Below are 25,712 nucleotides of genomic sequence, written 5' to 3'. Positions count from 1 at the left end.
GTACGAACAAAGACGGGGGGATATCCACGCCGGCCGCGCGCTACGTCTGTTCCATATGCGGTTATGTATACGACCCGGCTGCGGGGGATCCCGACGGGGGGATACCGGCCGGAACGGCCTTTGAGGAACTTCCTCATGACTGGGTGTGCCCGGTCTGCGGTGCCTCCAGGGATGAGTTTGACAGAGAGTGATTCGGATATATAATTTGTCCGATGACATTACCAGGCCGTCAGCCTTGACATTCACAGAAAAGGAGCCTTCCATGACCACTGGCTTTGAAGCAGGGGATATTTTTGAGATTGCCATGAGAATCGAGGAGAACGGAAGCAACTTTTACCGGTTTGCCGTTCAGATAGCTGCTACTGAAGATGCAAAACAGCTTTTTAGATGCCTTGCCGAGGAAGAGGACAAGCATAAAGAAATATTCAGGACCATGCTCGCGGGTATCGAACGGCAGGAACCGCGGGAAGGGTATCCCGGTGAGTACGGTGCCTATCTGAGAAGCTACGTTGACAACAACATCATCTTTACGAAGGAAGTTATGGACCGTGAACTTGAGGGCGTACAGGATACGCCCTCGGCATTGAACTTTGCCATCAAGCGGGAACTCGATTCCATTCTCTACTATCACGAGATCAAGAATTTTGTGCCCCCGAAGCACCACCAGGCCATCGATGACATCATCGATGAAGAACGCAGGCATTTCGAGGTTCTGTCTGAACTTAAAAAGAAGTACACATAAAATGGTGCGGACGTCATGAGCGGCAACACATTGCTGACGATCTCGTACAAAGCTGGACAACGTCCGATGGGGACGGCTTTGTAAAAAGTTTCTTACGTCAGGCACGGCGCGCATATCCTGAGGAATGAGGCATACCGCGAGGTACGCCGCGGTGACGAAGGAGGGAGCGCGATCAAGCATCCGGCCGGAGCGCCGGAGGCATGCCTCCGGTACCATGTTACGAAGCCGTCATTATGTTTGACATGTTCAATGTCTATCAGAGGAGGGTACGTCATTCATGAATTTAGGAGCATATTTCGACAAGGTAAAGGGAGTCGGCGTCATGGCGACGGCCGATGCGGAAGGAAACGTCAATGCCGCCGCGCTTTCAAAACCGGTGATGATGGATGAAAACACTGTGGCCTTCATCATGTCCGGCCACCTGACCCATCAGAATCTGACGTCAAACCCCAAGGCGTGCTATTTTTTCAGGGAACAAGACGGTTATGACGGCAAACGACTCTATCTGACGAAAATCAAAGAGGAAGAAGGCAGCGAGCTGATCGAGACCATCAGAAAAAAGCGGTATCCCATTTTCACCATAAAATACAATAACGAATCGAAGTATGTTGTGTTCTTCAGGGTCGACAAGGTTCTCCCGCTGGTTGCCGATGGGGTTTTGAGGCCCGGCATAAGGGAACAGGGGTAGGCGGACAGTCCTTTGCTTTTTCGGGTACCGTGTACGAAACGAAGAAGCTCACACCTGTCGGCAGTGTCCTGAAAATCGCCGTTGGTGAGAAGGCCCCTGATTCCGAGCTTCCGAATCTGTGGGGAGCAACGACATCCCTGAAGGAGTTCACGGGGCGGAACGTGGTAATTTCCTTCGTGCCGACCGCATGGACACCGGTTTGTTCCGACCAGCGGCCGGGCTATACAACGTCCTGAAGAAACTGTTCTCGTGCCATAATGCCGTCCTGCCGGGTGTCGGCGTTGACAGTGTTCCCTCGCTCCGGGCGTGGACGAAACAGAAGGGGGTCTCTGGCTCCCCGTTCTTTCGGGTTTCCGGCCCCACGGTGGGGATGGTGTTATCCGCCTACATCGATGTTCATGACATTAACAAGAGGCCTCCCCTGGAGATCATTGTGCGGGAGCTTCAGAAGCTTTCCGGAGACAGGTAATACCGGTGACAGCGCGGGAAACTTCGTGTCTTTTTCAGATGTCGCGGGTCTTTCTCCAGAGAGAGACCCGTGACGACTTCAGGAATCACCATCACCTGTTCATCTTCTTTTCGATTTCCAGGCGTTGCCCGAAGGAGGGGCCTGACGCATACTGCGTATAAAAGGAGGGATGGAGGTTATGTCGAAAACGGAAAAAAACCTGAAAGAAGCTTTTGCCGGTGAGTCCCAGGCGAACAGGAAATACCTCGCCTTTGCCGAAAAGGCGGACAAGGACGGCTATCGCCAGGCTGCGCGCCTTTTCAGGGCGGTCGCCGCGGCTGAGACGGTACACGCCCATGCCCACCTGCGGGTCATGAGGGGGATCGGGACCACGCAGGAAAACCTGAAAGAGGCGATAGAGGGTGAAATTCACGAGTTCAAGAGCATGTATCCTGATATGGTTACCGTCGCCGGGGAAGAAGGAAACGCCGCGGCCGAACGCAGTTTTGCCTTTGCCATGGAAGTTGAAGAACTGCACGCGAACCTCTACCGGAACATGCTGGAAAACCTCGATGCCGGGGGAAGGGAGTACCCCTACTATATCTGTCCCGTGTGCGGCTTCACCGCCGAGGAAGAGCCTCCCGGCACCTGTCCCGTCTGTGGCGCCAGGGGATCCGTCTTCCAGAGAGTGGAGTGAGAGTTCCGGTCTTGACGGTTTCCTGTGGAACTGATGAATTTCCTTGTTTCGAGGAGCATTGTAAACACCGTCAGTTCGAGGAGCATTATCAAGTTCCGTCGGTTCGAAGCGCATTGTAAAGTTCCGTCATGTCGAGGCGCATTGTAAATACCGTCATGTCGAGGAGCGAAGCGACGAGAAATCTTTCTTCACCGGTGGTATCTCGTGCAATTTCTCCATGCCGCCGCATTGACACAACCGACAGGTGATAAAGGTCTTGGAATAAGACTCGCTGTGGCAGGATGCATGATCGTTGGGTCGTTCGTGGCCCCCAGCCGTTGTTTCAGGGTCGGCCGGCCCCGTCGTTGAGAGTGAGCAGATCACGGGGGGTCCTGACGATGTGATCGGGATCGGCGGTCCGAAGACGTTCTTCCGGATGCCACCCCCAGGTGACGGCCACGGATTGGACGCCGGCCCGTTTCGCTTCCCGTATATCGCCTGTTGTGTCGCCGATGTAGAAGGTCTCCCGGGGTCCTTTCTTCCATTGTTCCATGATGTGAAGAATTTTTTCCGTTTTACTGGTCGAGTAGTCGGCACCGAGAACGGCACTGAAAAGGTGGTACGCTTGAGTCCGGTTCAGGACCGCTTCAATGGGGTCTGACAGACTGGATGAAATGACGGCGAGACGGTTTCTGTGTGAAAGCTCTTCGAGAACGGGCAGTATGTCATGAAAAACAGCTATTTGTGAATAGTCGACGGGATTCAGGGTCGCCCCCATTTCCAGGAACCGGTCCAGGGGAATCCCACGCTTCTGTATCGACTCGAAGAAGTTGTCGTCGAAAAATTCAAGGAAGTCATCGGCCGTTATGCGCAGGGGCTCGTCCATCTTTTCGAGGCAAGCAATGACGAAATGCTCGTAGACTGAACGGGAATCGGCGATGACACCGTCGAAATCGAAAAGGTACAGCCGGTTCATGTGATACTCTCCTGTGCTTTTCTCTGGTCACGAACCCCACGGGATGGTCCTGCCGCGCAGGATTGACGGCTCCGTACACTGGTGCCGGAGGCCTGATTGCGCTCCCTTCCCCGTCACTGCGGCGTACCTCGCAGTACGCCTCATTCCTCAGGATGTGCGCGCCGCGCCTCAGGGAGCTTTTTGCAAAGCCGTCTTCTATCGGACGTTTTTCGACCGTTTTACGGGACCGTCAGTATCGGGCGAAGATCTGCGAGCCGTCGTCGCCGGACGATAACGGTGTCTGCCCGCATCCGCCGTTCCGGCAGGGAACTCGTCAGCTTTTGAAAATTTCTATAATACCCGCTTCAAAGGGCTGCCGTATGATGCCGGCATCGGTGATGATCGCTGTGATCAACCTGTTGGGCGTGACGTCGAAAGCCGGGTTGAGGGCCTGGGTTCCGGCCGGTGCCGTGGGTGTTCCGGCCATGGTCAACACTTCTTCCGGATAGCGCTCCTCGATAGGAATATCATCGCCCGTCGCTGTTTCCGCATCTATCGTTGTTCTCGGCGCCGCGACGTAAAAAGGGATGTCATGCTCCCGTGCCAGGAGAGCCAGCGTGTAGGTTCCGATCTTGTTCGCCGTATCACCGTTAGCCGCTATGCGGTCGGCCCCCACGATGACCAGGTCGATTTCTTTCCGGGCCATGAAATGCCCCGCCATGGAATCCGTTATAACCGTCACGGGGATGCCTTCGCGGGCCAGTTCCCAGGCAGTCAGCCGGGCTCCCTGGAGCAGGGGCCTCGTTTCACCGGCGAAAACACGGCGTATGGCCCCCTTTTCATGGGCCGCCCTGATAACACCCAGTGCGGTACCATAACCTCCCGTCGCCAGGGCTCCGGCATTGCAATGCGTCAGTACCGTGCTTCCCGGCGGGACCAGATCCCTTCCGAATCGTCCGATCCATTGATTCGATTCGATGTCCTCATCGAGCATCCGCAGCGCCTCTTCCTTGAGACGCCCGGCCACAATCGTGAAATCGGCATCGTCTGACGCCTCGAAGCATTCCTTCATACGATGGATGGCCCGGAAAAGATTGGCCGCCGTGGGTCTCGTCGCTCCGAAGTCGTCACATATCCGATGCAGGGACTCCCGCTGGTCTTCCCGTGCCTCCCTGCGGCGCCTGCCGAACCCGAGAGCGATTCCCATGGCCGCGGCGATACCTATGGCCGGCGCTCCCCGAACGGTCATATCCTTGATGGCGGCGGCAACATCGGTATAGTCCCGGCAGAGGACATAGGCCTCCTGCGCTGGAAGGGCCTTCTGGTCAACCAGGACCACCATGTCGTCCTGCCACGCTATGGTTCGAATCATGGGCGGGAAAGTTTTTCCTTCAAAATCCGGTTTACCAGGTCGGGATTCGCGGTTCCCCGGGTGGCCTTCATGGTCTGTCCAACGAAAAAGCCGAAAACCTTTTCTTTTCCTTTCCGGTACTGCTCAACCTGGGCGGGGTGGGCCTCCAGTACAGCGTCAACGGCTGCCTCGATGGCTTCGGTGTCGGTGATCTGGACGAGCCCCTTCTCCTCGATGATCGTCTCTGGTTCCTTGCCGGTGGCCCACATATCCTCGAAAACCTCTTTCGCCATCTTGCCGCTGATAGCTCCATCGTCGATGAGCAGAATAAGATCTCCCAGGGATTGTGGCGTCACGGGGCATTCATGGATATGAACCTTGTATTCGTTCAGGAAGGCCAGGATGCTGCCCATGACCCAGTTGCTGGCCGCCTTGGGTTTTCCGCACCGGCCGGCAACGATTTCAAAGTAGTCGGCAACTGCCCGGTCCGCCGTGAGGACTCCCGCGTCATAGGGGGGAAGCTCGTAATAACCGGTAAAGCGTTTCCTTTTTTCCATGGGCAGTTCGGGCAGGCTGCGGGCGACGGCCTCGGCCCATTCTCGTGAAACCCTCACGGGCAGGAGATCCGGGTCGGGAAAGTACCGGTAATCATGGGCTTCTTCCTTGCTCCGCATGGCGAAAGTCATCCCCTTGGCTTCGTCCCAGAGACGTGTATCCTGAACCACCTGCCCCCCGCTTTCCAGAATGTACTGCTGGCGCTTTATTTCATACTCGAGGGCACGCTGCACGTTCCGAAAGGAATTCATGTTTTTCAGTTCCGTCCGTGTTCCGAGCTCCTCCCTGCCTTTCGGGCGCAGGGAAACGTTTGCATCGCAACGGAAGCTCCCCTCTTCCATGTTTCCGTCGCAGATTTCAAGGTACACGAGGGTTTCGTGGAGCCGTCTCAGGTACCCGGCTCCTTCCTCGGGGCTCCGTATATCCGGTTCACTCACGATTTCGATGAGTGGCATGCCGGCCCGGTTCAGATCCACGTAACTGACGGGGGCAGTCTCGTCATGAATGAGCTTTCCCGCGTCCTCTTCCATGTGAATGCGGGTGATTCCGATCCGCTTTGTCACGCCGTCGGTTTCAACGTCCACGTATCCTCCTGCGGCCAGGGGGTCGGCGTACTGGGAAATCTGGTATCCTTTGGGCAGGTCCGGGTAGAAATAGTTTTTCCTGGCCCATTTACTGGAAAAGTTGATGGTGCAATTGGTTGCCAGGGCCATTTTGAGGGCGTATTCGACCACTCTTCGGTTCAGCACCGGCAACACCCCGGGCATGCCCAGGCAGACGGGACAGGTGTTGCTGTTGGGGGGGGCACCGAACTGTGTGGAGCAGCCGCAGAATATCTTTGTTTTTGTCAGCAGTTGGGCGTGAACTTCGAGCCCGATTACGGGTTCGTATTCCATTACAGCGGAGGTCTCCTTTTCTCGAAGGTCATCGATCTTTCAAAGGCCGATGCCGCCTGCAGCAGTTTTCCTTCCTGGAAGGAGCCGGCAAGAAACTGGATGCCCAGCGGAAGTCCCTTTCCGGTGAAGCCGCAGGGGACCGATATGGCCGGAATGCCCGCAAGATTCGCGGGAAGGGTGAAGACGTCCGACAAGTACATCTGGAGGGGGTCTTCAATTTTTTCGCCCAGCCTGAAAGCCGCCGTGGGCGTGGTGGGTGCCAATATAATGTCGCAGGTCTTAAATGCCTCGTCGAAATCATTCTTCACGAGAGCCCGGACCTGGGAGGCTTTTTTGTAGTACGCGTCGTAATATCCCGAGGAAAGGGCATACGTTCCGATCATGATCCTCCGTTTGACCTCGGCACCGAAGGCTGCCGTCCTGGTGTTCCGGTACATACCCGGGAGATCATCCCCGTCGGTGGAGCGGAAACCGTAGCGCACACCGTCATAGCGGGCAAGGTTCGAGCTTGCCTCGGCGGGGGCCACCACGCAATAGGCGGCCACTCCGTACCGGGTATGGGGCAGGGATATTTCACGGCAATCGGCTCCCAGGCTCTCCATGGTCGCCTTGGCCTGTCCCATGGCGTCAAATATCTCCGGGTCCATGCCATCAATAAAGTATTCTCGAGGAATTCCGATGGTCCACCCCTCGATGCCCCGCCCCAGGAATTCCCGGTAGTCGGGAACGGGCAGGTGAACCGACGTGGAATCCTTCCGGTCGTATCCGGCGATGACGTTCAGCATGAGGGCGCTGTCTTCAACATCCCTGGTCAGGGGGCCGATCTGGTCCAGGGAGGAGGCGAAGGCTACAAGTCCGAAGCGGGACACCCGGCCGTAGGTGGGCTTGAGACCCACAACGCCGCAGAATGCCGCCGGCTGCCGTATGGACCCGCCCGTGTCGGAACCCAGCGAGGCAATACACTGTCCAGCCGCCGCCGCCGCTGCTGAGCCGCCGCTGGAACCACCGGGGATTCTCTCAAGATCCCAAGGGTTTCTCGTCACGCCGTAGTAGGACGTTTCCGTGGAAGAACCCATGGCGAATTCATCCAGGTTGGTTTTTCCGACGATAACGGCCCCGGCCTGCCTGAGCTTCTCCACCACCGTCGCGTCGTAGGGAGGAATAAACGTCTCCAGGAAGCGTGATCCGCAGGTTGTCGGTACGTCCCGGGTACACAGAAGATCCTTGATGGCCACGGGAATACCTTCAAGAGGGCCCGCGGCGGCTCCTTCCCGGCGCCTGAGATCCGATTGCCGGGCGCTTTCGAGAGCCGAGTCTTTCATGAGAGTTATGTACGAGTGAACGCGATCCTCCACGGCTTCGATACGTTCGAAAAGAGATTCCGTAATCTCCAGAGAGGTCGTTTCACCCCGGTGCAGCTTCTCTCCGAGCTCGTGTATGGTCAGCTCAAAAAGTTCCATGAACATTCCTTATGGTAAAATGGTTTCAGTCAATTACCTTGGGTACCTTGAAGCTTCCCCCAGTGACATCGGGAGCGTTCGCAAGCGCGTCTTCGACGCCGAGAGACGGGAGAACCGCATCTTCCCTGTACGGTTCCGTGCCCCCCGCGACGGAACTCATGGGTCCCACGCCCGTTGTATCGGCCCCGTCGAGAATGTCCATGTACACAAGAATGTCATTGAGCTGGGAAGTGAACATTTCTATTTCATCGTCTCGTATGTTCAGCCTGGCGAGATGAGCCACGTGTACTACCTGTTCTTGCGTAATTTTCACAGTCGGCCGTCCTCCCTGTTCCCTGTTATCGAAACGTCCCGGCGGGCCAGAAAGGAGCGATCCGTTCTTTAACAGTGTTGAGAACCTGATCGGTCACGACGGCCGCGCCCTGTGCCGTTTCTTCAATGTCCCTGTCGGTGACGCGGGTTTCGCCGTTCATTTCCTTGAGGACCGCCTTGGAAGATTGCACCAGCATGGAGATGTTGTAGCCTCCCTCGAGAGTGGCCACCAGGCGCCCATCGCAGCACTGGTCGGCGGTGTTCATGAGCACCCTCATGAGCTTCGCGAAACCCTGCACGGAAACTTCCATGCCTCCCAGGGTATCCCCCCGGCATATGTCGAAGCCGGCGGAAAGCAGCATCAGCTCGGGCTTGTACGCCAACGCAACAGGTTCGAGCAGTTCCTTGAAAATCCTGACGTAATCGGTATCATTCCTGCCCCGTGAAAGAGGGACGTTTATGGTATATCCCTCGCCCGGTCCCCGTCCGATTTCACCGGCGCTCCCCGTTCCGGGGTAGTACGGGTACTGGTGGGTGGAAAAATACAGGACGCCCGGATCGTCATAAAAGGAATGCTGCGTTCCGTTTCCGTGGTGGAGGTCCCAGTCCGTGATCAGAATCCGCTTGAGACCATGCTTCTTTCGGGCTGCCGCCGCCGCGACGGCCACATTGTTAAAGAGGCAGAATCCTCCTGACCGCCCTGCCTCTGCATGGTGACCCGGCGGCCTGACGAAGGCGAAGGCATTTTTTAAGGTTCCTTCCATGACGAGGTCAACTGCTTCGATAAGTCCTCCCGCCGCGAGCAGGGCCGCTTCGTAGGAATCAGCCGATGTAACGGTGTCCGCATCGAGTGATGTGTGAGCAATCCCGGCCGTTGCGGCAACCTCATCGATATAGGACTGGCGGTGAATGAGAGTGAGTTCGCTCATTTCAACGAGCCGGGGTTCGATCTGATAAAATTTACCCCGCATGTTCCCACTTTCAAGCATTTCATACAGAGCTTCCAGTCTCCTGGGAGATTCGGGGTGAAAGGCCCCCGGGTCGTGCTTTATATATCGGTTGTCGGTGACGATACCTGTGGTGTACATCGTGGCGCCTCCCTTCTCGTGCGGATTCACGCATCATTTCCTGCAACCGTCGCCGTCATGCTTTTCCTATCACAGGCACTGTGCAAATGCAATTGAACAGCCCCTTGATCCGGTCCACTGCCGATGCCCCGAATCGGGTGGACAACGGGATCATACGTGAGGGTGGCCCTCTCTCTTTTCTGCGGGTCACAACGATCGGTCGTGCCGGCTGCTTTCGGGTGTGGTGGAGACAGGTTTTCGTTCCCTGATAAAGCAGCGGGGATCCTCAGCAAGATAATCACCGGTGTAGGCGTGGGCCCGACCGCGGCATCCGCCGCAAACGGTTTTGTACCGGCACTCGCCGCAGAGGCCCTTCAGTCTTTCTTCGCGGTTGCGCAGGTCTTGAAACAATCTGGATTCATGGTAAATGCGATGGAAGCTTTTTTCACGCACACTGCCTCCGCTTACTTCAACGAAAGGACAGGGCCACACGTCCCCGTTTGCCTTGACGTACACAAAGCCCCGTCCGGCCGCACATCCATGAAAGACCATGCCGGCCAGATCGAGCCGACCTCCTCCGCGGATGTCACCTTTTTCAAGGAGATGCGGCCAGTACTGGGGACCGGCCACAGGTTCGATGATCATGTCACATTCCCGCTGCTTCTCGGCTATCAGCTCGCTCAAGCGTTTATTCGCGTTTTTCTTCAGTGTTGCCGTCTCGATGATTTCTCCCCTTCCCACGGCAACGAGCTGGTACATCAGCATGATCCCCGCCCCATACCTGTCCGCGAAGTCTATCAGGTTGGGCAGATCCTCCATATTGTATTCCATGGCGGTGGTATTTATCTGCAAGAGAATGCCCGCCTTTTTCGTCGCTTCGATTGCCCGCAGGGCGAGTTCGAATGCGTCGGGCCTGTTGCGTATCCGGTTGTGGATTGAGGGATCGGCGGCGTCCAGGCTGATGGCGTTACAGACCACGCCGTGATCCTTGAGCTTAAAGGCTGTTTCTTCATCGATCAAGGTTCCGTTTGTGGCGATGATATTGGAAAGACCCGCCCGCTGCGAGTGCCTGAGCAATTCAAATATGTCCCGTCGCACCAGGGGTTCACCGCCGGTATAGACCAGGGTGCGGAATTCACTTTCCGCCGCGATCATGTCGATGAGCCGCTTGCCTTCGTCCGTCGTCAACTCGTCCGGGGAAGGTCTGCCGCTCACGGCGTGACAGTGGATGCAGTGGAGATTACAGGCTCCGGTCACCTCCCAGACCGGATGTCCCGGATAACCGATGCATCCCATGCCCAACGCGCCGTTGGCAACGGGTATAGAGGGCAAGCCATGTTTCATGAGCCAGTGGGGTATACGCTTCCATCGATTGAGGTAGCCCATCAGGAGCGTGCCTCCCAGTTGCCGGAAAAGCAGGGACGGCGGATCAAAGAATGGTTTGACGCGTATGGTTTGCTTCATGTTCCTCACAGCAGATAGGCCAGCATGTAAGCCAGGGAGGTTCCACTATTGACGGCGACGGTGAGACCGCACAACCGTTCAAGTTTTTCCGCGTTCCGATGAAGGCCACGCACAATCGCAACGACTGTGTACAGGGCAATGGCGGCAAAGGGAAGAAAAAAATAAATCACCGCGACGGGCACGCCCCACAGAGGGGATGCCATCATTGTAAGGCAGGTAAGTACGCTGAAAAAGATATACAGCACAGCACCGCGTGTCCACCCGACGCGAACCAGCAGGTTTCTCTTGCCCGTGGCTCTGTCGGCTTCGTAATCAGGGAACTCGTTGAGCAGTATAACGTTCAAAATGGAAAAGCCGATCGGCAGCCAGATCCAGTGAATAACAGGCGCGATGGCGGCTGTCTGGATATAATAGGCTGAAGCAACGGGAAGCCAGCCGTAACAGAAGGCTATGAACACCTCTCCCACTCCTCGCTTGACGAGACGTACCGGTTCCGTAGAATAAAAGAATCCCGGCAGTGCGCCCAGGAAGCCAAGCACAAGCGTCCAGGGGCCTGTTCGATAGGCGAACTGGAGTATGACGCCGATTCCTGCTGCCGCCAGAAGGCTGATAACACTGGTCCAGAGGGGAACGGCGCGGGGCATTGTCCCGGCGGCTGTGATACGGGAACCGCCGGCAAAAAGGTTGTTGTGCATGCGGGCTGAAATAGCGTCTTCGTTCCGGTCAAAGTACTCACCCGCGTGGTACGTGGACAGCATGATCAGGATGACACCGCAGACCCCCAGGATGAAGACCTGCGGATTGAAGGCGCCGGCGATTCGATGGGCCAGGAAGGTTCCGAGAAGAAAGGGGAGGATGCCGACCACATGGAAAGGAAGACGGGAAAGGGAAATCCAGCCCTTAAGGAGTTGTCCGGCAGATTGTCCCGTCCGAAGTGTTTCCGTCATGTATCGTTATCCCCGCTTCCCGCCGGAGCGCCTGTTCATCGATCACCGTTCAGTAAAGACCGCAGTCTCTCCGTTCCGGCGTCCATTATCTGCGGGGTACTATCACAAGCCCCGGCATATGTCACGTACTTGAAATGCTTCAGACGGTGGCGGAATCCCGGGGTCGTGCATAATCGGCGAGCTCGCAATGAGTCCGAAACATGGCGAACCTTGAAAATCGAGCCTGATATTTCCAATGAGTTACAAGGCTGCTTTTGGAAAATCCGGACTTTTTACGGGACCATCAATATGCATCCGCGAGAGCACAGGCCGCTGCGTAATCTATAGGGCGGTGCTTCCGGGGGGATGCCGGAACTTAATGGCGTTCACCCCGCCTCATGTGGTATGAGACGTTCGAAGAAAGAAAGGATCGAATATGAGCAAAACGACACCCTACGGAACCGTGACGTCGGAAATCGCGCAGGAACTGGCGACGGTGGTCGGTGTGAACAACATGATCTATGGCGATCCCGAGGCGCTGGAAAATTATTCCCGCGACGAGGTGGCCGGTCCGGAATATGCCCGCCCGCCCGACGTCGTTGTGAAGCCCTCCCGAGCCGACGAGATTTCAACCATCATGAAGCTGGCGAACCTGCATCGCCTGCCGGTAACACCCCGTGGCGGAGGAACGGGGCTATCCTGCGGCGCCGTGCCGCGATTCGGCGGCATCGTGCTTTCTCTGGAGCGAATGAACCGCATACTCGAGATTGACCGGGAAAACATGGTAGCCGTCGTGGAGCCGGGTGTCGTGACCAGCGTCATCGGTGCGGCCGTCCAGGAGGTGGGACTCTTTTATGCGGGATATCCGATGAGTTTCGAGTCGTGTTTCATCGGGGGGAACCTGGCGGAAAACGCCGGGGGCGGACGGGCTATCAAGTACGGGGTCACGGCACAGTATGTCCTGGGCCTGGAGGTCGTTCTCCCCACGGGCGAACTGCTCACATTGGGGGGCAAGCGGGTCAAGGACGTGACCGGCTATGATCTCATCCGCCTCCTGGTTGGTTCCGAGGGGACGCTGGGAATATTCACGAAGATCATTCTTCGACTGATTCCAAAACCCCTCGCCACGGCCGTTCTGTTGATCCCCTTCACGGATGCAGGCGCTGCCGTAGGGGCCTATCCGCGGGTTTTCTCAGAAGCGGGCATACTGCCGGCGGGGATCGAATTCATGGACCGTCTGTCCGTTGAGACCGCTTACGAATTTCTCGGTGAAGCTCTGCCCTGCCCGGGTATCGGGGCCATGCTGCTTGTTGAGCTGGACGGGTCGAGCCGGGAAACCGTCGATGAAGAATGCCGGGTGGTGGGTGAACTCTTCCTTCAGGAAGGGGCTTTGGATGTTTACGTGGGCAATACCCCGACCACGGAGCGCAAAATGTGGCGGCCCCGGGTCAGTGTCGCCGAGGCCTTCAAGGCGCTCTGTCCCGTACAGAGCCTCGAGGATGTCGTGGTTCCCACAGCGCGCATTCCGGAACTGGTCCGGGAACTGGAGCGTCTTGCCTCGACATATGATGTTCTGATTCCCTGCTTCGGCCACGCGGGGGACGGAAATCTTCACGCCACCCCTGTCAAAAAACCCGAAACGCCCCTGGAACGATGGGATGACACACTGCCGCTCTTGCTCAGAGATCTCTACGAAACAGTCTTCCGCCTGGGTGGTACGATCAGCGGAGAGCATGGTATCGGTTCCAAGAGGGCATCTTACATGCCCATTGTGATGAGTTCCGAACTGATCGCCCTGCAGAAACGAATCAAGCAGGTCTTTGATCCCCTGAATATAATGAACCCCGGGAAAATTTTTCCGGACTGATGCAACAGGATCGTGTCGAGGTCCTGTATCCCTTTCCAGTCGGTGCCATCCGGATTGCCGGTTGAGATCACATGAGTGGTGTGCTATTGCAATGCGGATCGGCGACGACGGAAGGGGTTCCATAAGAACTCTATGGTCGGGGTGTCGAATTCGATAGGCATGAAGCCTCGGTCCGGTCGGGTTGTTTCAGGGGCGGTGATCTTTCGGGGAAGCCCGGTTCTCATTAAGGAGATGCGGTCATGGCAAAAAAAGACAAGAAGTATGTACTGCAACAGGTTAAGGACAACAACGTTCGTTTTATCCGCTGCTGGTTTACCGACGTACTGGGCATGCTCAAGAGTTTTTCCATTTCGCCGAGGGAGCTTGAAGGTGCGCTGGATGAGGGTATGGGCTTCGACGGGTCCTCCATCGAAGGCTTCGCCCGTATCGAGGAGAGCGACATGCTGGCGAAGCCGGATCCCGCCACCTTTGCCATTCTTCCCTGGCGGACGAGCCCCGCCGATGGTTCAAAGGTTGCCCGCATGTTCTGTGATATCCTGACCCCGGACGGTGTGCCCTACCGGGGAGATCCGCGCCATGCTCTGAAGCGCCAGCTTGCGAAGGCCTCTGCCTTGGGGCTGTCGTTGTATGTGGGGCCCGAACTGGAGTTTTTTTATTTCAAGAGCTCCGAGGGCGAGCCCCGGATTCTGGACCGGGGAGGGTACTTTGACCAGATGCCCATGGACGTGGCGAGCGACATGCGCCGCGACACGATTCTTGCATTGGAGGAGATGGGCATTCCCGTGGAGTACAGCCACCATGAAGTCGCGCCGAGTCAGCACGAGATCGACCTGCGCTATGCCGAGGCGCTGACCATGGCCGACGCGGCCATGACCTACCGCCTGACCGTGAAAGAGATGGCCGCCAAGTACGGTTTTTACGCAACCTTCATGCCCAAGCCCCTTTTTGGTGAGAACGGGAGCGGCATGCATGTTCACCAGTCCCTTTTCAAGGGCCGAAAGAACGTGTTTTTCGATGAGCGGGACGACTATTTCCTGTCGTCGCTGGGCAAAAGCTACATAGCGGGCCTTCTCACGCATGCCGAGGAACTGTGCATTGTTGTCGCGCAGTGGGTGAATTCCTACAAGCGCCTGGTTCCCGGTTACGAGGCTCCGGTGTACATCTCCTGGGCCCGGAAGAACCGTTCGGCCCTGATCAGGGTTCCCATGTACAAGCCGGGCAAATCCCAGGCCACGAGGATGGAGTTTCGCTGTCCCGACCCTGCCTGCAATCCGTACCTCGCCTTTGCGGTGATGCTCGCCGCGGGTCTGAAGGGTATCGAAGAGAAGCTGGTCCTTCCCGACCCCGTCGAGGACGATATCTTCGAAATGAACGACCGCGAGCGCGCGGAACGGGGTATCGCGTCCCTGCCGGGCAGTCTCGGAGAGGCCATCGCTCGTGCCGAGAACAGCGCTTTTTTGAAGGAGGCGCTGGGCGATCATATTTTCGAGAAGTTTATCTCCAACAAGAAGATCGAGTGGGATCTGTACCGTACCCATGTGAGCACCTACGAACTGGAACGGTACTTGCCGATATTGTAACCGGCAATCGCCGCCGCTTCCGCTCCTCACGAGGTGTCTTTTAACGGGTGGCCCTCTTCGTCACTTGTGCTTGTGGCTGACATGTACCAGGAACCGGAGATCTGGTATCCCTCCTGCCGACTTAAGGTGCCGGGGTTCCGCTGGTGGGAACCGGTTTCAGCCCCGACGTGCTGCGGGGGAAAGGGGGACCGTTTTTTTCATCATACAACGGTATTGCCCCGAAGCGCGATACCTCATGAAGGCTCGTTCAAAGAGTCTTGACCCAGAGCATATTGGTGGTTCCCGTTTCCCAGAGGGGTCGTCCGGCGGTAATCACCAGCGTATCGCCTTCCCGGGCGTAACCTTCCACAAGGACGGCCGCCGCTGCTCTTTCGACCATTTCGTCGGTGTGCTCGATAGTATCGAGATAATGAGGAATGCAGCCCCAGTACAACGCGAGGCGGCGAACGGCATCCTGGTTCGGTGTCAGGGCGACGACGGTCTGCCGGGGGCGATAGCGGGCTATCTGGGCGGCCGTAAAGCCGCTCCGGGTAGTGGCGACAATAGCGACGGCGTCAATGTTTTTCGCCAGGCTGCAAGCGGCCTTGGCCACGGCCCCGGCGATCCCGGGATGAGTGGGGAGGTTGAGATAGGCGGCGTGGAGGTACTCTTCTTCGGCACTCCGGGCGATTCTGGCCATGTAGCGGACAGACTGCACGGGATACTTCCCTATGGCGGTTTCTTCAGACAGCATAACGGCATCGGCGCCATCCAGGACGCCGTTCGCCACGTCAGCCGCTTCAGCCCTGGTGGGGTGTGGAGACTCCACCATTGACCGCAGCATCTGGGTGGCGATGATGACCGGTTTGCCCAGGGCATTGGCCTTGCGGATCAGCATTTTCTGTATGCCGGGGACTTTTTCCAGCCGAATTTCCACGCCCAGATCTCCCCGGGCCACCATGACACCGTCGGAGGCCTCCAGGATGGCGTCCACGTGGTTCAGAGCTTCGTGCTTTTCGATCTTGGCGATGACGGGCGTGCTCTTGGTCCGGCTTCGAATGATATCCTTGATGCTGAAAATGTCATGGGCGGTCCGAACGAAGGACAGAGCCACGTAATCAACGTCCATCGCCAGTCCGTAGAGGAGATCCCGGCGGTCCTTTTCTGTCATTGCGGGCATGTCAAGCGTGCTTGAAGGCAGGTTGATTCCCTTGTGGGATGTCAGTACACCGCCGGTTATGACACGGCTGGTAATGTCCGGTCCGCTCGTTTGTTCCACTACCAGTTCCATCATGCCGTCGGCGAGCAGGATCCGGTCGCCCCTGCCGACCTGGGAGGAAAGGTTTGGAAAGGAAACGGACACCCGGTTCCCCCGGGCGGGTCCCGGGTCGCCGGTAAGAATCATCTTTTCCCCCGCGGAAAGGCGCAAACCACCTTCGGGGATTGTGCCGACCCGGATTTTAGGTCCCCCCAGATCCTGGAGGATTGCCACGGGCCGCCCCAGACGGGCTGAAGCCTCTCTGAGGCGCTCTATGACGATTCCATGCTCTTCATGAGTCCCGTGAGAAAAGTTCAGCCGGGCGACACTCATGCCGCTTTCGATCAAAGATGCTATGGTTTCAGGACAGTTACTCGACGGTCCTATAGTGCAGACGATCTTTGTCTTTGGCGGTGTCATCACCCCCCCAGGATATAGTTTTTCAACTGTTCTGTCGTGAAAGCCGCCTCATCGAAGAGGTTTTTGACCACATCCCCCATGGAGATGACGCCCGTAAGAGAGTGTCCGTCCATTACGGGAAGATGGCGCACCCGTTTCTCGGTCATAAGAGCCATGACGGCGTCCAGCTTCGTGTCTTTTTGGACCACATAGAGTGCCTCCGCAGGGGTCATGACATCTTTCACGGGCTTGTCCCAGAGGTCCGGATCCCTGCTTTCCACAAGGCGCATTATATCGCGTTCGGACACAACACCGGCGAGCTTCCCCCCGTCATCGAGAACGACCAGCAAACCGATCCGCTTCTTGTTCATCAAGCGCACGCAATCAATAAGCTTTTCCCCCAGTTGAACCTTATAGAGCTTCCCGCCCTTATTCTCCAGAACCGTCGATGCTTTCAAGGTGATGCTGTGCATGGATTCCTCCTGCGCTGTGATAGAATGCATTGTCTGAACACAAGCTTCCCGGTACAGGGAAGCATAGGCTTTATGTACGCGTACGACCAACAACGTAAAAAACGGCATGAGCTCTGCCGAACAGCCTGTATTCAAAACAGAATCAAGCCGTTTTTGAACATTTATTCTGCCTCAGCTGCTATGTTAAATCAAGACCAATCTGTGAGGCTTTTCTGGAGCCGCCGGGTCCATCGAACTCGATGGACCGGCACAAGGCCCTTGAGAGATGGCGGGTACATCTTGAGGAATGAGGCGTGTACCTGGAGGTGCCGCAGTGACGAAGGATGCGGCGTAACGCGGCATCCGGTTATAATGCCTGAGGTCGTGCCTTCGCAGCTTTTTACGAAGCCGTCACATGTATTCGCTATGACCGCTGAACCCGTCGGCTTACACCGCTGGTAGTCTCAGTTGTCCACAGGGGCGACATGTATATAGGGGGTCCCGCCCCGACAGCCGAGGCATCTGTCTCCGTCCCGCGCGGGATAGGCCTCACCACATCCGGAACAGATGCTGACAGGTCCCATCTTTTTTCTGCGAATGCCGTCCGGCTCGACCCGCACGGGTTGCATGCCCAGCAGATCGTGTCCCGCATCCTTGATCTGGGACAGAAGCAGTTCCGAATCCTGTTCGTGCTTTTTCTTTTTTTTGAGATACCAGTCGTGGATCTCGGGCCACTTTTTTAGTTTTTCAGTGTCCAGGAAGACCCGAACTCCTTCACCTCCGAATTTTTCGTACAAGATGACGGCGAATCTTCCGATGTTGATCACGGTAAGCCAGCCGTTGCCGATGGTACAGGGGGTGAGTATCTGAACGGCGTCAGGCAGGCAGACCGGTGTTTCACATATGGCATCGAAAAAATCGCCCTTGGGGAGGTTCTTGAGTGCCAGGTCGACGATGAACCCGCCGATGATGAGGCCCGGCGCCATGCTTCCGTGAAAGGATTCCACCAGGTGCAGGTATTCTTCGTAAGAATAGGTGCAGATGTTCATGGTCGGCAACTCCTCGTAATCGTTTACATCATCCCCTGCCGGGGATAGCTCGGCATGCCCGACTCAGTCGCTTCGCTTCTGAATCGGGTGTCCCACTAGATTAAAACGCCAGGGCAAGCCGCTGTTCACGGGCTGCCTTGAGTGACTCTTTCCGGGGTGCCGTCCCGGAGATGGTGCGTCGAATCCAGTCCCGGTCTTCTTTTCCTTCTACCACGGGCAGTATATCATCTGCCAGGTAGAGGGCTTCGTTAATATCGTGGGTTACGTAAATTACCGGGAAAGAGAATGTGTCCTTCAATGCTTTCAGTTCTTCCCTCAGTCCCCGGCGGCTGACCACGTCCAGGGCCGAGAAGGGCTCGTCGAGCAGCAGCAACTGCGGCCGCCGTGCCAGGGCCTGGCAGATTGCGCAGCGCTGGCGTTCACCGCCGGATACCATGGAAGGCATGCGGTTCTTCAGATGACTGATGTTGAACAGCTCGAAAAGATCGTCTATTTCGCGACGGTCTGCGGCGGCGAATGCGGCATTTTCGAAAAGATTCAGGTGCGGGAAAAGGGTGTAATCCTGAAAGACATAGCCGAGTCGTCGTTTTTGCGGTTTCAGGTTGATCGCCCGGGATGAGTCGAACCATTGTTCATCGCCGAACGTGATGGTTCCGCTGTCGGGTTGGTCCAGTCCCGCGAGTATGCGGACAAGGGTTGTCTTCCCTCCTCCGGATGGGCCGATGAGAACGAGCATTTCATCGTCGTCGCAGGACAGGGAGATCTTCAAGTCAAAGAAATCAAGTTTTTTTTCCACATCTGCCGAAAGAGTCATGTCCGCCATCCCTGCTGAGCCTGTTGGCAAAAAGGAGAAAGAGGTAGCTTACGGGAAGAAACGTCAGAGCCATAAGTCCGGCGCTGCGATAATCCATCATTTCAACGGCCTCGTAGATTGCGATTGATGCGACCTTCGTCACGCCGGGAATACTTCCTCCCACCATGAGTAGAACCCCGAAGGCCCCTATGGTGTGGAGGAATACAAGAACGGCGGCGGCAATGATGCCGTTGGTGCTGTTGGGGATGACCACCCGGAAAAAGGCGGCCGTCGGTGACAGCCCCAGAACGGCGGCGCTCTCGAGAAGACGGTGATCGATTTTCTGAAAGGTCGCTTTCATGGGCTGTACGGCGAAAGGAAGACTGTAAAGCACCGCCGCCACTGTAATGCCCGCAAAGGTGAAAAGAAGCCTGTTTCCCGTCAGCGTCTGCCAGAACGTGCCCAGAATCCCTCTGGGGCCCATGACGATGACAAGGTAAAACCCGATTACCGTGGGAGGCAATGCCATGGGCAGGTAGAGGAGGGCCTCGAGAAGCGGTTTGCCGGGAAAATTCCGGCAGGCGAAAAGATAGGCAACGGGAGCCGCCAGTACAACCAGAACAGCCGTGACGGCGAGAGCCAGCTTAAGGGTGATGAAAAGTGCCGTGTAGTCCATCTATTCATATCCGAACGTTTGCATGATTGCCAGGGCTTCTTCGGAGATGAGAAAAGCGGCGAATCGTTCAACAGCATCCCTGATTTCTGTCCTTTCCAGAATGCAGGCGGCCTGCACTACCGGGGCTGCCTCGGGAATAGGGTAGAAGCACCCTCCCTGCCCTTCTTCGGAGGCAATCGCCGAAAGGGCGCAGAACCCGGCGTCAACGGCACCCGTGGAAGCATACTGAAACGACTGGGCAACGGTCTGGGCGGTGACGAATCGTTTGTTCAGCAGTTCCGCCATGCCTGCCTCTTCAACGGCCTTCATGGCAACAGCTCCATAGGGGGCCGTCACGGGGTTCGCGATCGATATTTTTCCGCTGCTGCCTTTTATTGCTTCCTTCCAGTCTGTGCCGGCGCAGAAATCATGGTTTGACGACCAGAGAATTGCCCGTCCCCGCGCGTAGATAAAGGGTTCGTCGCCGAGACCTTCATCGTGGAGGAGCTGCGGCCTTGTGTCATCGGCGGAGAGAAAGAGATCGTAGGGAGCACCGTTTTTAATCTGGTTGTAGAGACTGCCGGTCGATGAAAACGTTCCCTCGACTTTCACGCCCGATTTCTCCTCGAAGGCAGCGGCGATTTCTTTAAAGGCCGAAATATAGTTTGCTGCTACTGCCACCGACATTTTTTCCTGGGCGATAGCTGAAAACGGACTGATCAGCGCAAACAGCAGTACTGTGGTAGTGATTCGAAGAAGCGCGCGCATTAGACCTTCCTTTCTTAATCGTGGCTGTCGGAAAGGCCGGGTAATTCCACGGGTTGTTCCTGACAGGGGATTTTTTCATGCGGGACGAGTCTTTCCTTGCCGATGTGCGGTAACCCGGAAGCCCGCATTTAAGTTATTCCTAACCTATGCTATTCATAGCAGGCAGCGCACGTTACGTATGCCACTAACGGCATATATGTCAAGCTATTTTTTCCCCCGTGCCTGTACAGTGAGAAGATACATCCTGTGTATACTGACGAGTGTAGGCGGCTCGACCGGGATACTGTCTCTCCATTACAGAGACAGCGAGCCTTCCGGCGGGGACAAGACCATTGATGGGAGCTTCCATGCGGGCCTTCTGAATACTGGCGAACCCGTAAAAAGTCGAAAAACGCCTGATAGAGGACGGCTTTGTAAGAAGCGCCGCGTACACGGGCGCACGCATCCTGAAGGCTGAGGCGTACTTCAGTGTACGCCTCAGGTGATAGCGGAGAGAACGCGACGAAGCGTCTGCGGACGACCCTTTACGAATTACGAAGCCGCCAGTTTTGAGATCCGTACGGCGCAGGCCTTGTACTCCGCCGTCATCGTAGCGGGATCATAGACGGGATTGGTCAGCCAGTTGGCGCATTCTTCGCGAAAGTGAAAGGCCATCCAGACGAGTCCGGGGGGGACCTGCCCGGTGATATTGGCTTTTACCACCACTTCGCCACGGCGTGAGGCCACGGATATTCTTTCGCCCTGAGCGATGCCCATCTTTTCCGCGTCAGCCAGTGAAATGTCAGCTGTTTCTTCACCCAAGAGATCATTTATGCCCGTGCTTCGTCCAGTCTGTGTTCGTGTGTGGTAGTGATACAGGCGACGGCCCGTACTTAACACAAAGGGGTAGTCCTCGTCGGGGACTTCAGCCGGAGGAATCCAATCGACAGGTTCCAGAGTTCCCAAGCCTTTGGTAAAGCGATCTTTGTGAAGAAATGCGGTTCCGGGATGTTCCACATTAGGCGCGGGCCACTGGATTCCATCATTTTCCAGCCTGTCGTACTTGATGCCCGCCATGGAGGGAGCAAGTACTGATACTTCGTTGTCCCATATTTCGCGCGCGCTGTCTGACTCCCAGTCGTGCCCCATCCGTTTGGCTATTTCCTTGAAGATCCACCAGTTGGGCATGGACATGCCGGGGGGAGTGCTCGCTGTCCGCACCCGGTTGACCCGCCGCTCGGAATTGGTGAAGGTTCCATCATTCTCGCTCCAGGCGGCGGCCGGAAGAATAACATGCGCGAACCGTGTGGTCTCCGTTGGGAAAATGTCCTGACAGACAAGAAATTCAGCAGATTCAAGACAATGCTCGACATGCCGGATGTCCGGCTCGGTATTGGCCAGGTTTTCGCCAAAAACATAGAAGGCCTTGATGTCTCCCGTGGGGAGACTCTCAAGCATAGTGGGCATCATTATTCCAGGTTTGTCAGGCAATGACGGAACATTCCACGCGTCAGCGAACTTCCGGCGTGCTTCCTCGCTTGTGACAGGCTGGTAACCTGGAAACACGTTCGGTAAGGCACCCATGTCACAGGCCCCCTGAACGTTGTTCTGGCCACGCAGAGGATTCACACCGCCGCACCGGAACCCCACGTTGCCGAGCAGCATTTGCAGGTTGGCCATAGTTTTTACGTTGTCGACGCCGCATATATGTTCCGTGATGCCCAAGGTATACATGAGCGCTGCCGGCTTGACGGACGCGATCCTGCGAGCCATGGAGCGGATCAGATCAGCGGAAACACCGCTTATCTCGGCTGCCCGCTCAGGAGGATATTCCATCACTTTTTCCTTGAGCTTTTCAAAACCCTCCGTTCGGGACTCCACATACTCCCTGTCATACAGTTCCTCGGTTATCAGGACGTGCATGATTCCGTTAAAGAAGGCGATATCCGAACCAACGGCAATCTGTGCGTGCAGTTCAGCGAAGTCGACCAGATCAGTGCGGCGGGGATCGACGACGACAAGAGACCCCCCTGACAGAACGGCTTGTTTGACCAGGGAAGCCGCAACGGGGTGAGCTTCCGTCATGTTGGAACCTACCACCATGATCATTTTTGCCTTGCTGAAGTCCGCAAAAGAGTTGGTCATCGCGCCCGAACCGAATGAAGCCGCCAGACCGGCGACAGTTGGGGCGTGTCAGGTACGGGCGCAATGATCGATATTGTTGGTGCCGATCACCGCGCGAAACAGTTTCTGCATTTGGTAGGAATCTTCGTTTATACTGCGGGCGCAACTGACGCCGGCGATGGCGTCGGGCCCATCCCGATCAATGATTTCCTTGAATTTCGACGCAACCAGACCAAGTGCCTCGTCCCAGGAAGCCTCTCGAAAAGAGCCGTCTTCCTCTCTGATGAGCGGTGAAGTGAGACGTTCCCCGGAATAAATGAAGTCATAAGCGAATCTGCCCTTTACGCAGAGTCGGCCCTTGTTTGGTTCTGCATCTTCAACGGCGGAAACCTTAATAATTTTTCCGTCCTTCACGTGGAGCCATTGCTGGCAGCCGACGCCACAGTAAGGGCAGGTAGTGCGAATTTTTTTCGTTTCCCAGGGGCGACCTGCTCCTCTTGCCTTTTTTTCCTTCAACGCGCCGACGGGACAGACTTCCACGCACTGACCGCAGAAGACGCATTCGCTTTCGTGGTAGGGCCGGTCACCTCCGGTTACAATTTTGCTGTCGCTTCCCCTGTAACCCATGGAAATGGCGCGGTTGACTACCATTTCATTGCAGGCTTGAACACAACGGCCACAAAGAATGCACCGGCTGAAATCACGGATGATGAAAGGGTTTTCAGCTTCCGTGGGGTATGTGTCTTGCCTTTCATCAAAGCGCAGGCCTTCAATTTTATAGAAATAGGCCAGATCCTGGAGGCGGCAGTTACCATTGGCTTCGCAGGTGAGGCAATTATGGTTCCCACTTGACAGAAGGAGCTCGATGACAAGCTTCCTGGCTCTATGCACCCGGTCGGTGTCGGTTAAAACAGCCATCCCCGGTGTAACGGGAGTTGAACAGGAAGCCACGAGAGAACGGGCTCCTTCTACTTCGACGACGCAGACGCGGCATGCTCCGCTCGGCGCGCACCCCTCAAGATAACAGAGGGAAGGAATCTCGATGCCATTGTTGCGGGCGGCATCAAGAATTGTCTCCCCGGGCGTGAAGGGAGTCTCATTTCCATTCAGAGAAAAGGTATCTTTCATACAAGCAGCTCACTATCGTTCCTTGTCAGTTTTTTTCTGTATCCGGCATGGTAAGTTTTTGATGTTCGGCGTCCCATATTCCTTCCCGAGTTTTTCGATGGAAGTCAGCATGTTGAAATTCGATGTCTTCCAGTCGTACTGCGTTTCAGGCGGGGCTTCGGGAAACCACCATCCAAGATCGGCGCTGACCACGCGAGGGTGGATGATGTCGGTGACTCGGGCTTTCTGAATAATGGATCCGTATTTTGTTTCGATGATCACGTCATCGCCATGGCTGATTCCGTACTGTTCCGCCGTATGGGGGTGGATCTCCACGACCGGGTGAGGCCGTTTTTCACGCAGTTTTTCGACCCACCGGTAGGAAGAGAGGAGATAATAGCGGCTTTTGGCGCTGATGACAATGAGAGGATAGTCCGGGTCGTCCTCTTCGGGGAGTCCCGAAAACTCCGGAAGGGGCTTGAGCCTGAATTTTTCAGCTGTACTCAAGAGCAGCTCCACCTTGCCTGTGGGAGTGGAAAAGCCCTTTGCCTCGTAGGACCTGGTTCCGGCGGGGCCCTTCAGGAAACCCTTCTCGACGAATTCAGCATAGGTGAGTCCCGAGGGTCTGAGGACATCTTCCAGAAACTCCTCATGATCGTCATGCCACAGCTCCGGCGGAGACAACCGCTTGCCCAGCTCGTTCATGATTTTTATGTCGGGCCAGCACTCCGGCGGAGGTTCAACCACCTTGGGCCGCGCAAGAATCATTCCGTGACCGATTCCGTAATGGCCGATGTCGTTCATTTCATATTGATGGGCCACGGGAAACACAATGTCCGCCATGGCGGCCGTGGGTGTCATGAAAATTTCCGCTACGGCGGAAAATTCGAGCTTCTTGAATGCTTCATGGGTTGTCCTGCTGTCGGCCCAGGCCACCATAGGATTGGTGCACATGCCGTAATATCCGCGCATGGGGTAGGGCACGTCTTCAAGGACGGCTTTCCGGAAAAAGGCGGGGGCCACGGTCATGAGTCTCGGAATGATCCCGTGATAGGTGCCGACCATATCTTTGCGCTTGTCCGGAATGAGGTCGGCCCGGACAAAGGGCCCCAGGCGCATAATGTTGGGGTCCCGGGCATTGACGTTGCCGCCCGGAACCTCCAGGTTGCCGGTTATCGCCATCAGACAGCATAAGGCACGGGCCACGTCGAAGACATTGATGTCGTGTTCTATCGCGTTTCCCCACTGCAACGCAGCGGGCTTCGCTTCGGCATACATCCGGGCGGACCGGCGGATGAGATCCGGCGGGACCCACGTGATGTCGGCCACCTTTTCCGGCGTATACTGCGCGGCCTGCCGGGCTAACTCTTCAAACCCGTGGGTGTATGTTTCCACAAATGACTTATCGTAAAGCATCTCTTCGCAGATCACGTTGATGATTCCCAAAGCCAGCGCCTGGGCGGTGCCGGGACGAAGCTGGAGCCAGAGATCGGCCTTTTCGGCCAACTCGGTTTTTCGGGGATCGACGACGATGAGACGGGAGCCGTCCTTGAGTTGACCCGTCACCTGGCTGTAGATCTGTCCCTCTTCGCTGGTGGACGCCAGGTTGCTGCCCCAGAAGAACATCAGCTTCGTCGGGTTGAGGAAATCCGCCACGGGATAAAAGCCGCAGGTGTGGACGCCTGTGATTTCCCTCGGCGCGTGGCAGACATCCTGAGAAGCGATGACATTCGGTGAGCCGAAGATGTTGGCCAGGCGGATGAGGACGAAGTGTTCGAGGCCTTTCGGCATACCGACGCCGAAACCGACTGCGCGGGCCCCATGCTTTTCTCTGATGCGATCAAGGTTTTCCACCGTCTCGTCCAGTGCCTGATCCCAGGAAACAGCCTGCCACTTTCCCTCTCCACGGGCCCCAACCCGCTTCAGGGGCTGCTTCAGGCGATTGGGATGCGTGAGTCGTTCCGCCGAAACCCGGCCCTTGTAGCAGGTATATCCCCTGTTCAGATATCCATCGGGATCTCCCTTGATGCTGACGATGCTGTTGTTCCGGACGCCGACCAGAAGGCCGCAACCACCGTGGTCCATCCGGGCACAGTGAGTTTTTTTCCAACGAAGGTCATCCTTCATGAGCGAACCACCTTTCGATTCTATAGGCCGGCAGC

At 56.5% G+C, this 25,712-nt stretch carries 23 protein-coding genes and 1 pseudogene; 7 read left to right on the top strand and 17 right to left on the bottom strand.

All coding sequences use genetic code 11. The annotated features are described in order from the left end of the window. Positions 1-20 precede the first annotated feature (20 nt). From M0Q23_00330 to M0Q23_00310, 5 genes are all read left to right on the top strand, one after another. On the top strand, positions 21-191 hold the full coding sequence (locus tag M0Q23_00330; GenBank protein ID MCK9527094.1) for a rubredoxin: 171 nt from the start codon (positions 21-23) through the stop codon (positions 189-191). 71 nt (positions 192-262) lie between these two features. Then, the gene (locus M0Q23_00325; protein ID MCK9527093.1) at positions 263-742 is read left to right on the top strand and encodes a ferritin family protein; all 480 of its coding nucleotides are present in this window, start codon (positions 263-265) and stop codon (positions 740-742) included. Positions 743-1,019: 277 nt separating this feature from the next. Continuing rightward, positions 1,020-1,430 (top strand): pyridoxamine 5'-phosphate oxidase family protein, encoded by a 411-nt coding sequence (locus M0Q23_00320; GenBank protein MCK9527092.1) that lies wholly within the window; start codon positions 1,020-1,022, stop codon positions 1,428-1,430. Positions 1,431-1,629: 199 nt separating this feature from the next. After that, positions 1,630-1,899, top strand: a complete 270-nt coding sequence (locus M0Q23_00315) for a hypothetical protein (protein ID MCK9527091.1) — start codon at positions 1,630-1,632, stop codon at positions 1,897-1,899. 178 nt (positions 1,900-2,077) lie between these two features. Beyond that, positions 2,078-2,575, top strand: a complete 498-nt coding sequence (locus M0Q23_00310) for a rubrerythrin family protein (GenBank protein ID MCK9527090.1) — start codon at positions 2,078-2,080, stop codon at positions 2,573-2,575. A gap of 322 nt (positions 2,576-2,897) precedes the next feature. Here M0Q23_00310 and M0Q23_00305 read toward each other — a convergent pair whose 3' ends face one another. From M0Q23_00305 to M0Q23_00270, 8 genes are all read right to left on the bottom strand, one after another. Continuing rightward, the gene (locus tag M0Q23_00305; GenBank protein ID MCK9527089.1) at positions 2,898-3,530 is read right to left on the bottom strand and encodes an HAD-IA family hydrolase; all 633 of its coding nucleotides are present in this window, start codon (positions 3,528-3,530) and stop codon (positions 2,898-2,900) included. Between the two features lie 313 nt (positions 3,531-3,843). Beyond that, complete coding sequence (mtnA, locus tag M0Q23_00300; GenBank protein MCK9527088.1) at positions 3,844-4,881, bottom strand: S-methyl-5-thioribose-1-phosphate isomerase; 1,038 nt, start codon at positions 4,879-4,881, stop codon at positions 3,844-3,846. Continuing rightward, a complete protein-coding gene (gatB, locus tag M0Q23_00295) occupies positions 4,878-6,311 on the bottom strand; it encodes an Asp-tRNA(Asn)/Glu-tRNA(Gln) amidotransferase subunit GatB (GenBank protein MCK9527087.1) in 1,434 nt (477 codons plus the stop codon). The genes mtnA and gatB overlap by 4 nt, the downstream gene beginning before the upstream one ends. Further along, a complete protein-coding gene (gene gatA / locus M0Q23_00290) occupies positions 6,311-7,771 on the bottom strand; it encodes an Asp-tRNA(Asn)/Glu-tRNA(Gln) amidotransferase subunit GatA (GenBank protein MCK9527086.1) in 1,461 nt (486 codons plus the stop codon). The genes gatB and gatA overlap by 1 nt, the downstream gene beginning before the upstream one ends. 25 nt (positions 7,772-7,796) lie before the next feature. Further along, complete coding sequence (gene gatC, locus M0Q23_00285; GenBank protein MCK9527085.1) at positions 7,797-8,084, bottom strand: Asp-tRNA(Asn)/Glu-tRNA(Gln) amidotransferase subunit GatC; 288 nt, start codon at positions 8,082-8,084, stop codon at positions 7,797-7,799. A gap of 25 nt (positions 8,085-8,109) precedes the next feature. Beyond that, the gene (locus M0Q23_00280; protein ID MCK9527084.1) at positions 8,110-9,201 is read right to left on the bottom strand and encodes a histone deacetylase; all 1,092 of its coding nucleotides are present in this window, start codon (positions 9,199-9,201) and stop codon (positions 8,110-8,112) included. A 156-nt stretch (positions 9,202-9,357) separates the two neighbouring features. Continuing rightward, positions 9,358-10,614 (bottom strand): radical SAM protein, encoded by a 1,257-nt coding sequence (locus M0Q23_00275; protein ID MCK9527083.1) that lies wholly within the window; start codon positions 10,612-10,614, stop codon positions 9,358-9,360. 5 nt (positions 10,615-10,619) lie between these two features. Further along, positions 10,620-11,561 carry a prenyltransferase gene (locus tag M0Q23_00270; protein MCK9527082.1) on the bottom strand — a complete coding sequence of 314 codons (942 nt, stop codon included), beginning with the start codon at positions 11,559-11,561 and terminating at the stop codon, positions 10,620-10,622. 415 nt (positions 11,562-11,976) lie between these two features. Between M0Q23_00270 and M0Q23_00265 the strand changes: the two genes are divergently transcribed. Beyond that, positions 11,977-13,407 carry an FAD-binding protein gene (locus tag M0Q23_00265; protein ID MCK9527081.1) on the top strand — a complete coding sequence of 477 codons (1,431 nt, stop codon included), beginning with the start codon at positions 11,977-11,979 and terminating at the stop codon, positions 13,405-13,407. Between the two features lie 239 nt (positions 13,408-13,646). Further along, positions 13,647-14,987 carry a glutamine synthetase family protein gene (locus M0Q23_00260; GenBank protein ID MCK9527080.1) on the top strand — a complete coding sequence of 447 codons (1,341 nt, stop codon included), beginning with the start codon at positions 13,647-13,649 and terminating at the stop codon, positions 14,985-14,987. A gap of 247 nt (positions 14,988-15,234) precedes the next feature. On the opposite strand, the gene pyk is transcribed toward M0Q23_00260, so the two are convergent. The 9 genes and pseudogenes from pyk to M0Q23_00215 all read right to left on the bottom strand — a co-directional run bounded on the left by pyk (position 15,235) and on the right by M0Q23_00215 (position 25,677). After that, on the bottom strand, positions 15,235-16,644 hold the full coding sequence (gene pyk / locus M0Q23_00255) for a pyruvate kinase (GenBank protein ID MCK9527079.1): 1,410 nt from the start codon (positions 16,642-16,644) through the stop codon (positions 15,235-15,237). Continuing rightward, on the bottom strand, positions 16,644-17,096 hold the full coding sequence (locus M0Q23_00250) for a CBS domain-containing protein (GenBank protein MCK9527078.1): 453 nt from the start codon (positions 17,094-17,096) through the stop codon (positions 16,644-16,646). The genes pyk and M0Q23_00250 overlap by 1 nt, the downstream gene beginning before the upstream one ends. A 443-nt stretch (positions 17,097-17,539) precedes the next feature. Further along, entirely contained in the window at positions 17,540-18,124 is a 585-nt protein-coding gene (locus M0Q23_00245) for a formylmethanofuran dehydrogenase subunit E family protein (GenBank protein ID MCK9527077.1), read from the bottom strand. Between the two features lie 100 nt (positions 18,125-18,224). After that, positions 18,225-18,938, bottom strand: coding sequence for an ATP-binding cassette domain-containing protein (locus tag M0Q23_00240; protein MCK9527076.1), 714 nt, complete (start codon positions 18,936-18,938; stop codon positions 18,225-18,227). Then, positions 18,904-19,593 carry a molybdate ABC transporter permease subunit gene (gene modB / locus M0Q23_00235; protein MCK9527075.1) on the bottom strand — a complete coding sequence of 230 codons (690 nt, stop codon included), beginning with the start codon at positions 19,591-19,593 and terminating at the stop codon, positions 18,904-18,906. The genes M0Q23_00240 and modB overlap by 35 nt, the downstream gene beginning before the upstream one ends. After that, positions 19,594-20,340: a molybdate ABC transporter substrate-binding protein gene (modA, locus tag M0Q23_00230; protein ID MCK9527074.1), complete on the bottom strand. Its 747-nt coding sequence runs from the start codon at positions 20,338-20,340 to the stop codon at positions 19,594-19,596. Between the two features lie 531 nt (positions 20,341-20,871). Continuing rightward, positions 20,872-21,396: a hypothetical protein gene (locus M0Q23_00225; protein ID MCK9527073.1), complete on the bottom strand. Its 525-nt coding sequence runs from the start codon at positions 21,394-21,396 to the stop codon at positions 20,872-20,874. Between the two features lie 132 nt (positions 21,397-21,528). After that, a pseudogene (locus tag M0Q23_00220) lies at positions 21,529-23,571 on the bottom strand (molybdopterin-dependent oxidoreductase). Between the two features lie 12 nt (positions 23,572-23,583). After that, positions 23,584-25,677, bottom strand: a complete 2,094-nt coding sequence (locus tag M0Q23_00215) for a molybdopterin-dependent oxidoreductase (GenBank protein ID MCK9527072.1) — start codon at positions 25,675-25,677, stop codon at positions 23,584-23,586. Between the last annotated feature and the right edge of the window lie 35 nt (positions 25,678-25,712).

The sequence above is a fragment of the Syntrophales bacterium genome, from assembly GCA_023228425.1.
GTDB lineage: Bacteria > Desulfobacterota > Syntrophia > Syntrophales > UBA2210 > MLS-D.
The sequence above is the reverse complement of the archived record's forward strand: the minus strand, read 5'-3'. Positions and strand labels throughout refer to the sequence as shown.

What these genes read in the sequence shown, in the direction of transcription:
- M0Q23_00320 (MCK9527092.1), top strand. Translation starts at nt 1,020, where the DNA reads ATGAATTTAGGAGCATATTTCGACAAGGTAAAGGGAGTCGGCGTCATG.
- M0Q23_00270 (MCK9527082.1), bottom strand. Translation starts at nt 11,561, where the DNA reads ATGACGGAAACACTTCGGACGGGACAATCTGCCGGACAACTCCTTAAG.
- M0Q23_00275 (MCK9527083.1), bottom strand. Translation starts at nt 10,614, where the DNA reads ATGAAGCAAACCATACGCGTCAAACCATTCTTTGATCCGCCGTCCCTG.
- pyk (MCK9527079.1), bottom strand. Translation starts at nt 16,644, where the DNA reads ATGACACCGCCAAAGACAAAGATCGTCTGCACTATAGGACCGTCGAGT.
- M0Q23_00325 (MCK9527093.1), top strand. Translation starts at nt 263, where the DNA reads ATGACCACTGGCTTTGAAGCAGGGGATATTTTTGAGATTGCCATGAGA.
- M0Q23_00240 (MCK9527076.1), bottom strand. Translation starts at nt 18,938, where the DNA reads ATGACTCTTTCGGCAGATGTGGAAAAAAAACTTGATTTCTTTGACTTG.
- modB (MCK9527075.1), bottom strand. Translation starts at nt 19,593, where the DNA reads ATGGACTACACGGCACTTTTCATCACCCTTAAGCTGGCTCTCGCCGTC.
- M0Q23_00245 (MCK9527077.1), bottom strand. Translation starts at nt 18,124, where the DNA reads ATGAACATCTGCACCTATTCTTACGAAGAATACCTGCACCTGGTGGAA.
- M0Q23_00265 (MCK9527081.1), top strand. Translation starts at nt 11,977, where the DNA reads ATGAGCAAAACGACACCCTACGGAACCGTGACGTCGGAAATCGCGCAG.
- M0Q23_00310 (MCK9527090.1), top strand. Translation starts at nt 2,078, where the DNA reads ATGTCGAAAACGGAAAAAAACCTGAAAGAAGCTTTTGCCGGTGAGTCC.
- modA (MCK9527074.1), bottom strand. Translation starts at nt 20,340, where the DNA reads ATGCGCGCGCTTCTTCGAATCACTACCACAGTACTGCTGTTTGCGCTG.
- M0Q23_00215 (MCK9527072.1), bottom strand. Translation starts at nt 25,677, where the DNA reads ATGAAGGATGACCTTCGTTGGAAAAAAACTCACTGTGCCCGGATGGAC.
- gatA (MCK9527086.1), bottom strand. Translation starts at nt 7,771, where the DNA reads ATGGAACTTTTTGAGCTGACCATACACGAGCTCGGAGAGAAGCTGCAC.
- M0Q23_00225 (MCK9527073.1), bottom strand. Translation starts at nt 21,396, where the DNA reads ATGGCGGGCATCAAGTACGACAGGCTGGAAAATGATGGAATCCAGTGG.
- gatB (MCK9527087.1), bottom strand. Translation starts at nt 6,311, where the DNA reads ATGGAATACGAACCCGTAATCGGGCTCGAAGTTCACGCCCAACTGCTG.
- M0Q23_00305 (MCK9527089.1), bottom strand. Translation starts at nt 3,530, where the DNA reads ATGAACCGGCTGTACCTTTTCGATTTCGACGGTGTCATCGCCGATTCC.
- mtnA (MCK9527088.1), bottom strand. Translation starts at nt 4,881, where the DNA reads ATGATTCGAACCATAGCGTGGCAGGACGACATGGTGGTCCTGGTTGAC.
- M0Q23_00260 (MCK9527080.1), top strand. Translation starts at nt 13,647, where the DNA reads ATGGCAAAAAAAGACAAGAAGTATGTACTGCAACAGGTTAAGGACAAC.
- M0Q23_00250 (MCK9527078.1), bottom strand. Translation starts at nt 17,096, where the DNA reads ATGCACAGCATCACCTTGAAAGCATCGACGGTTCTGGAGAATAAGGGC.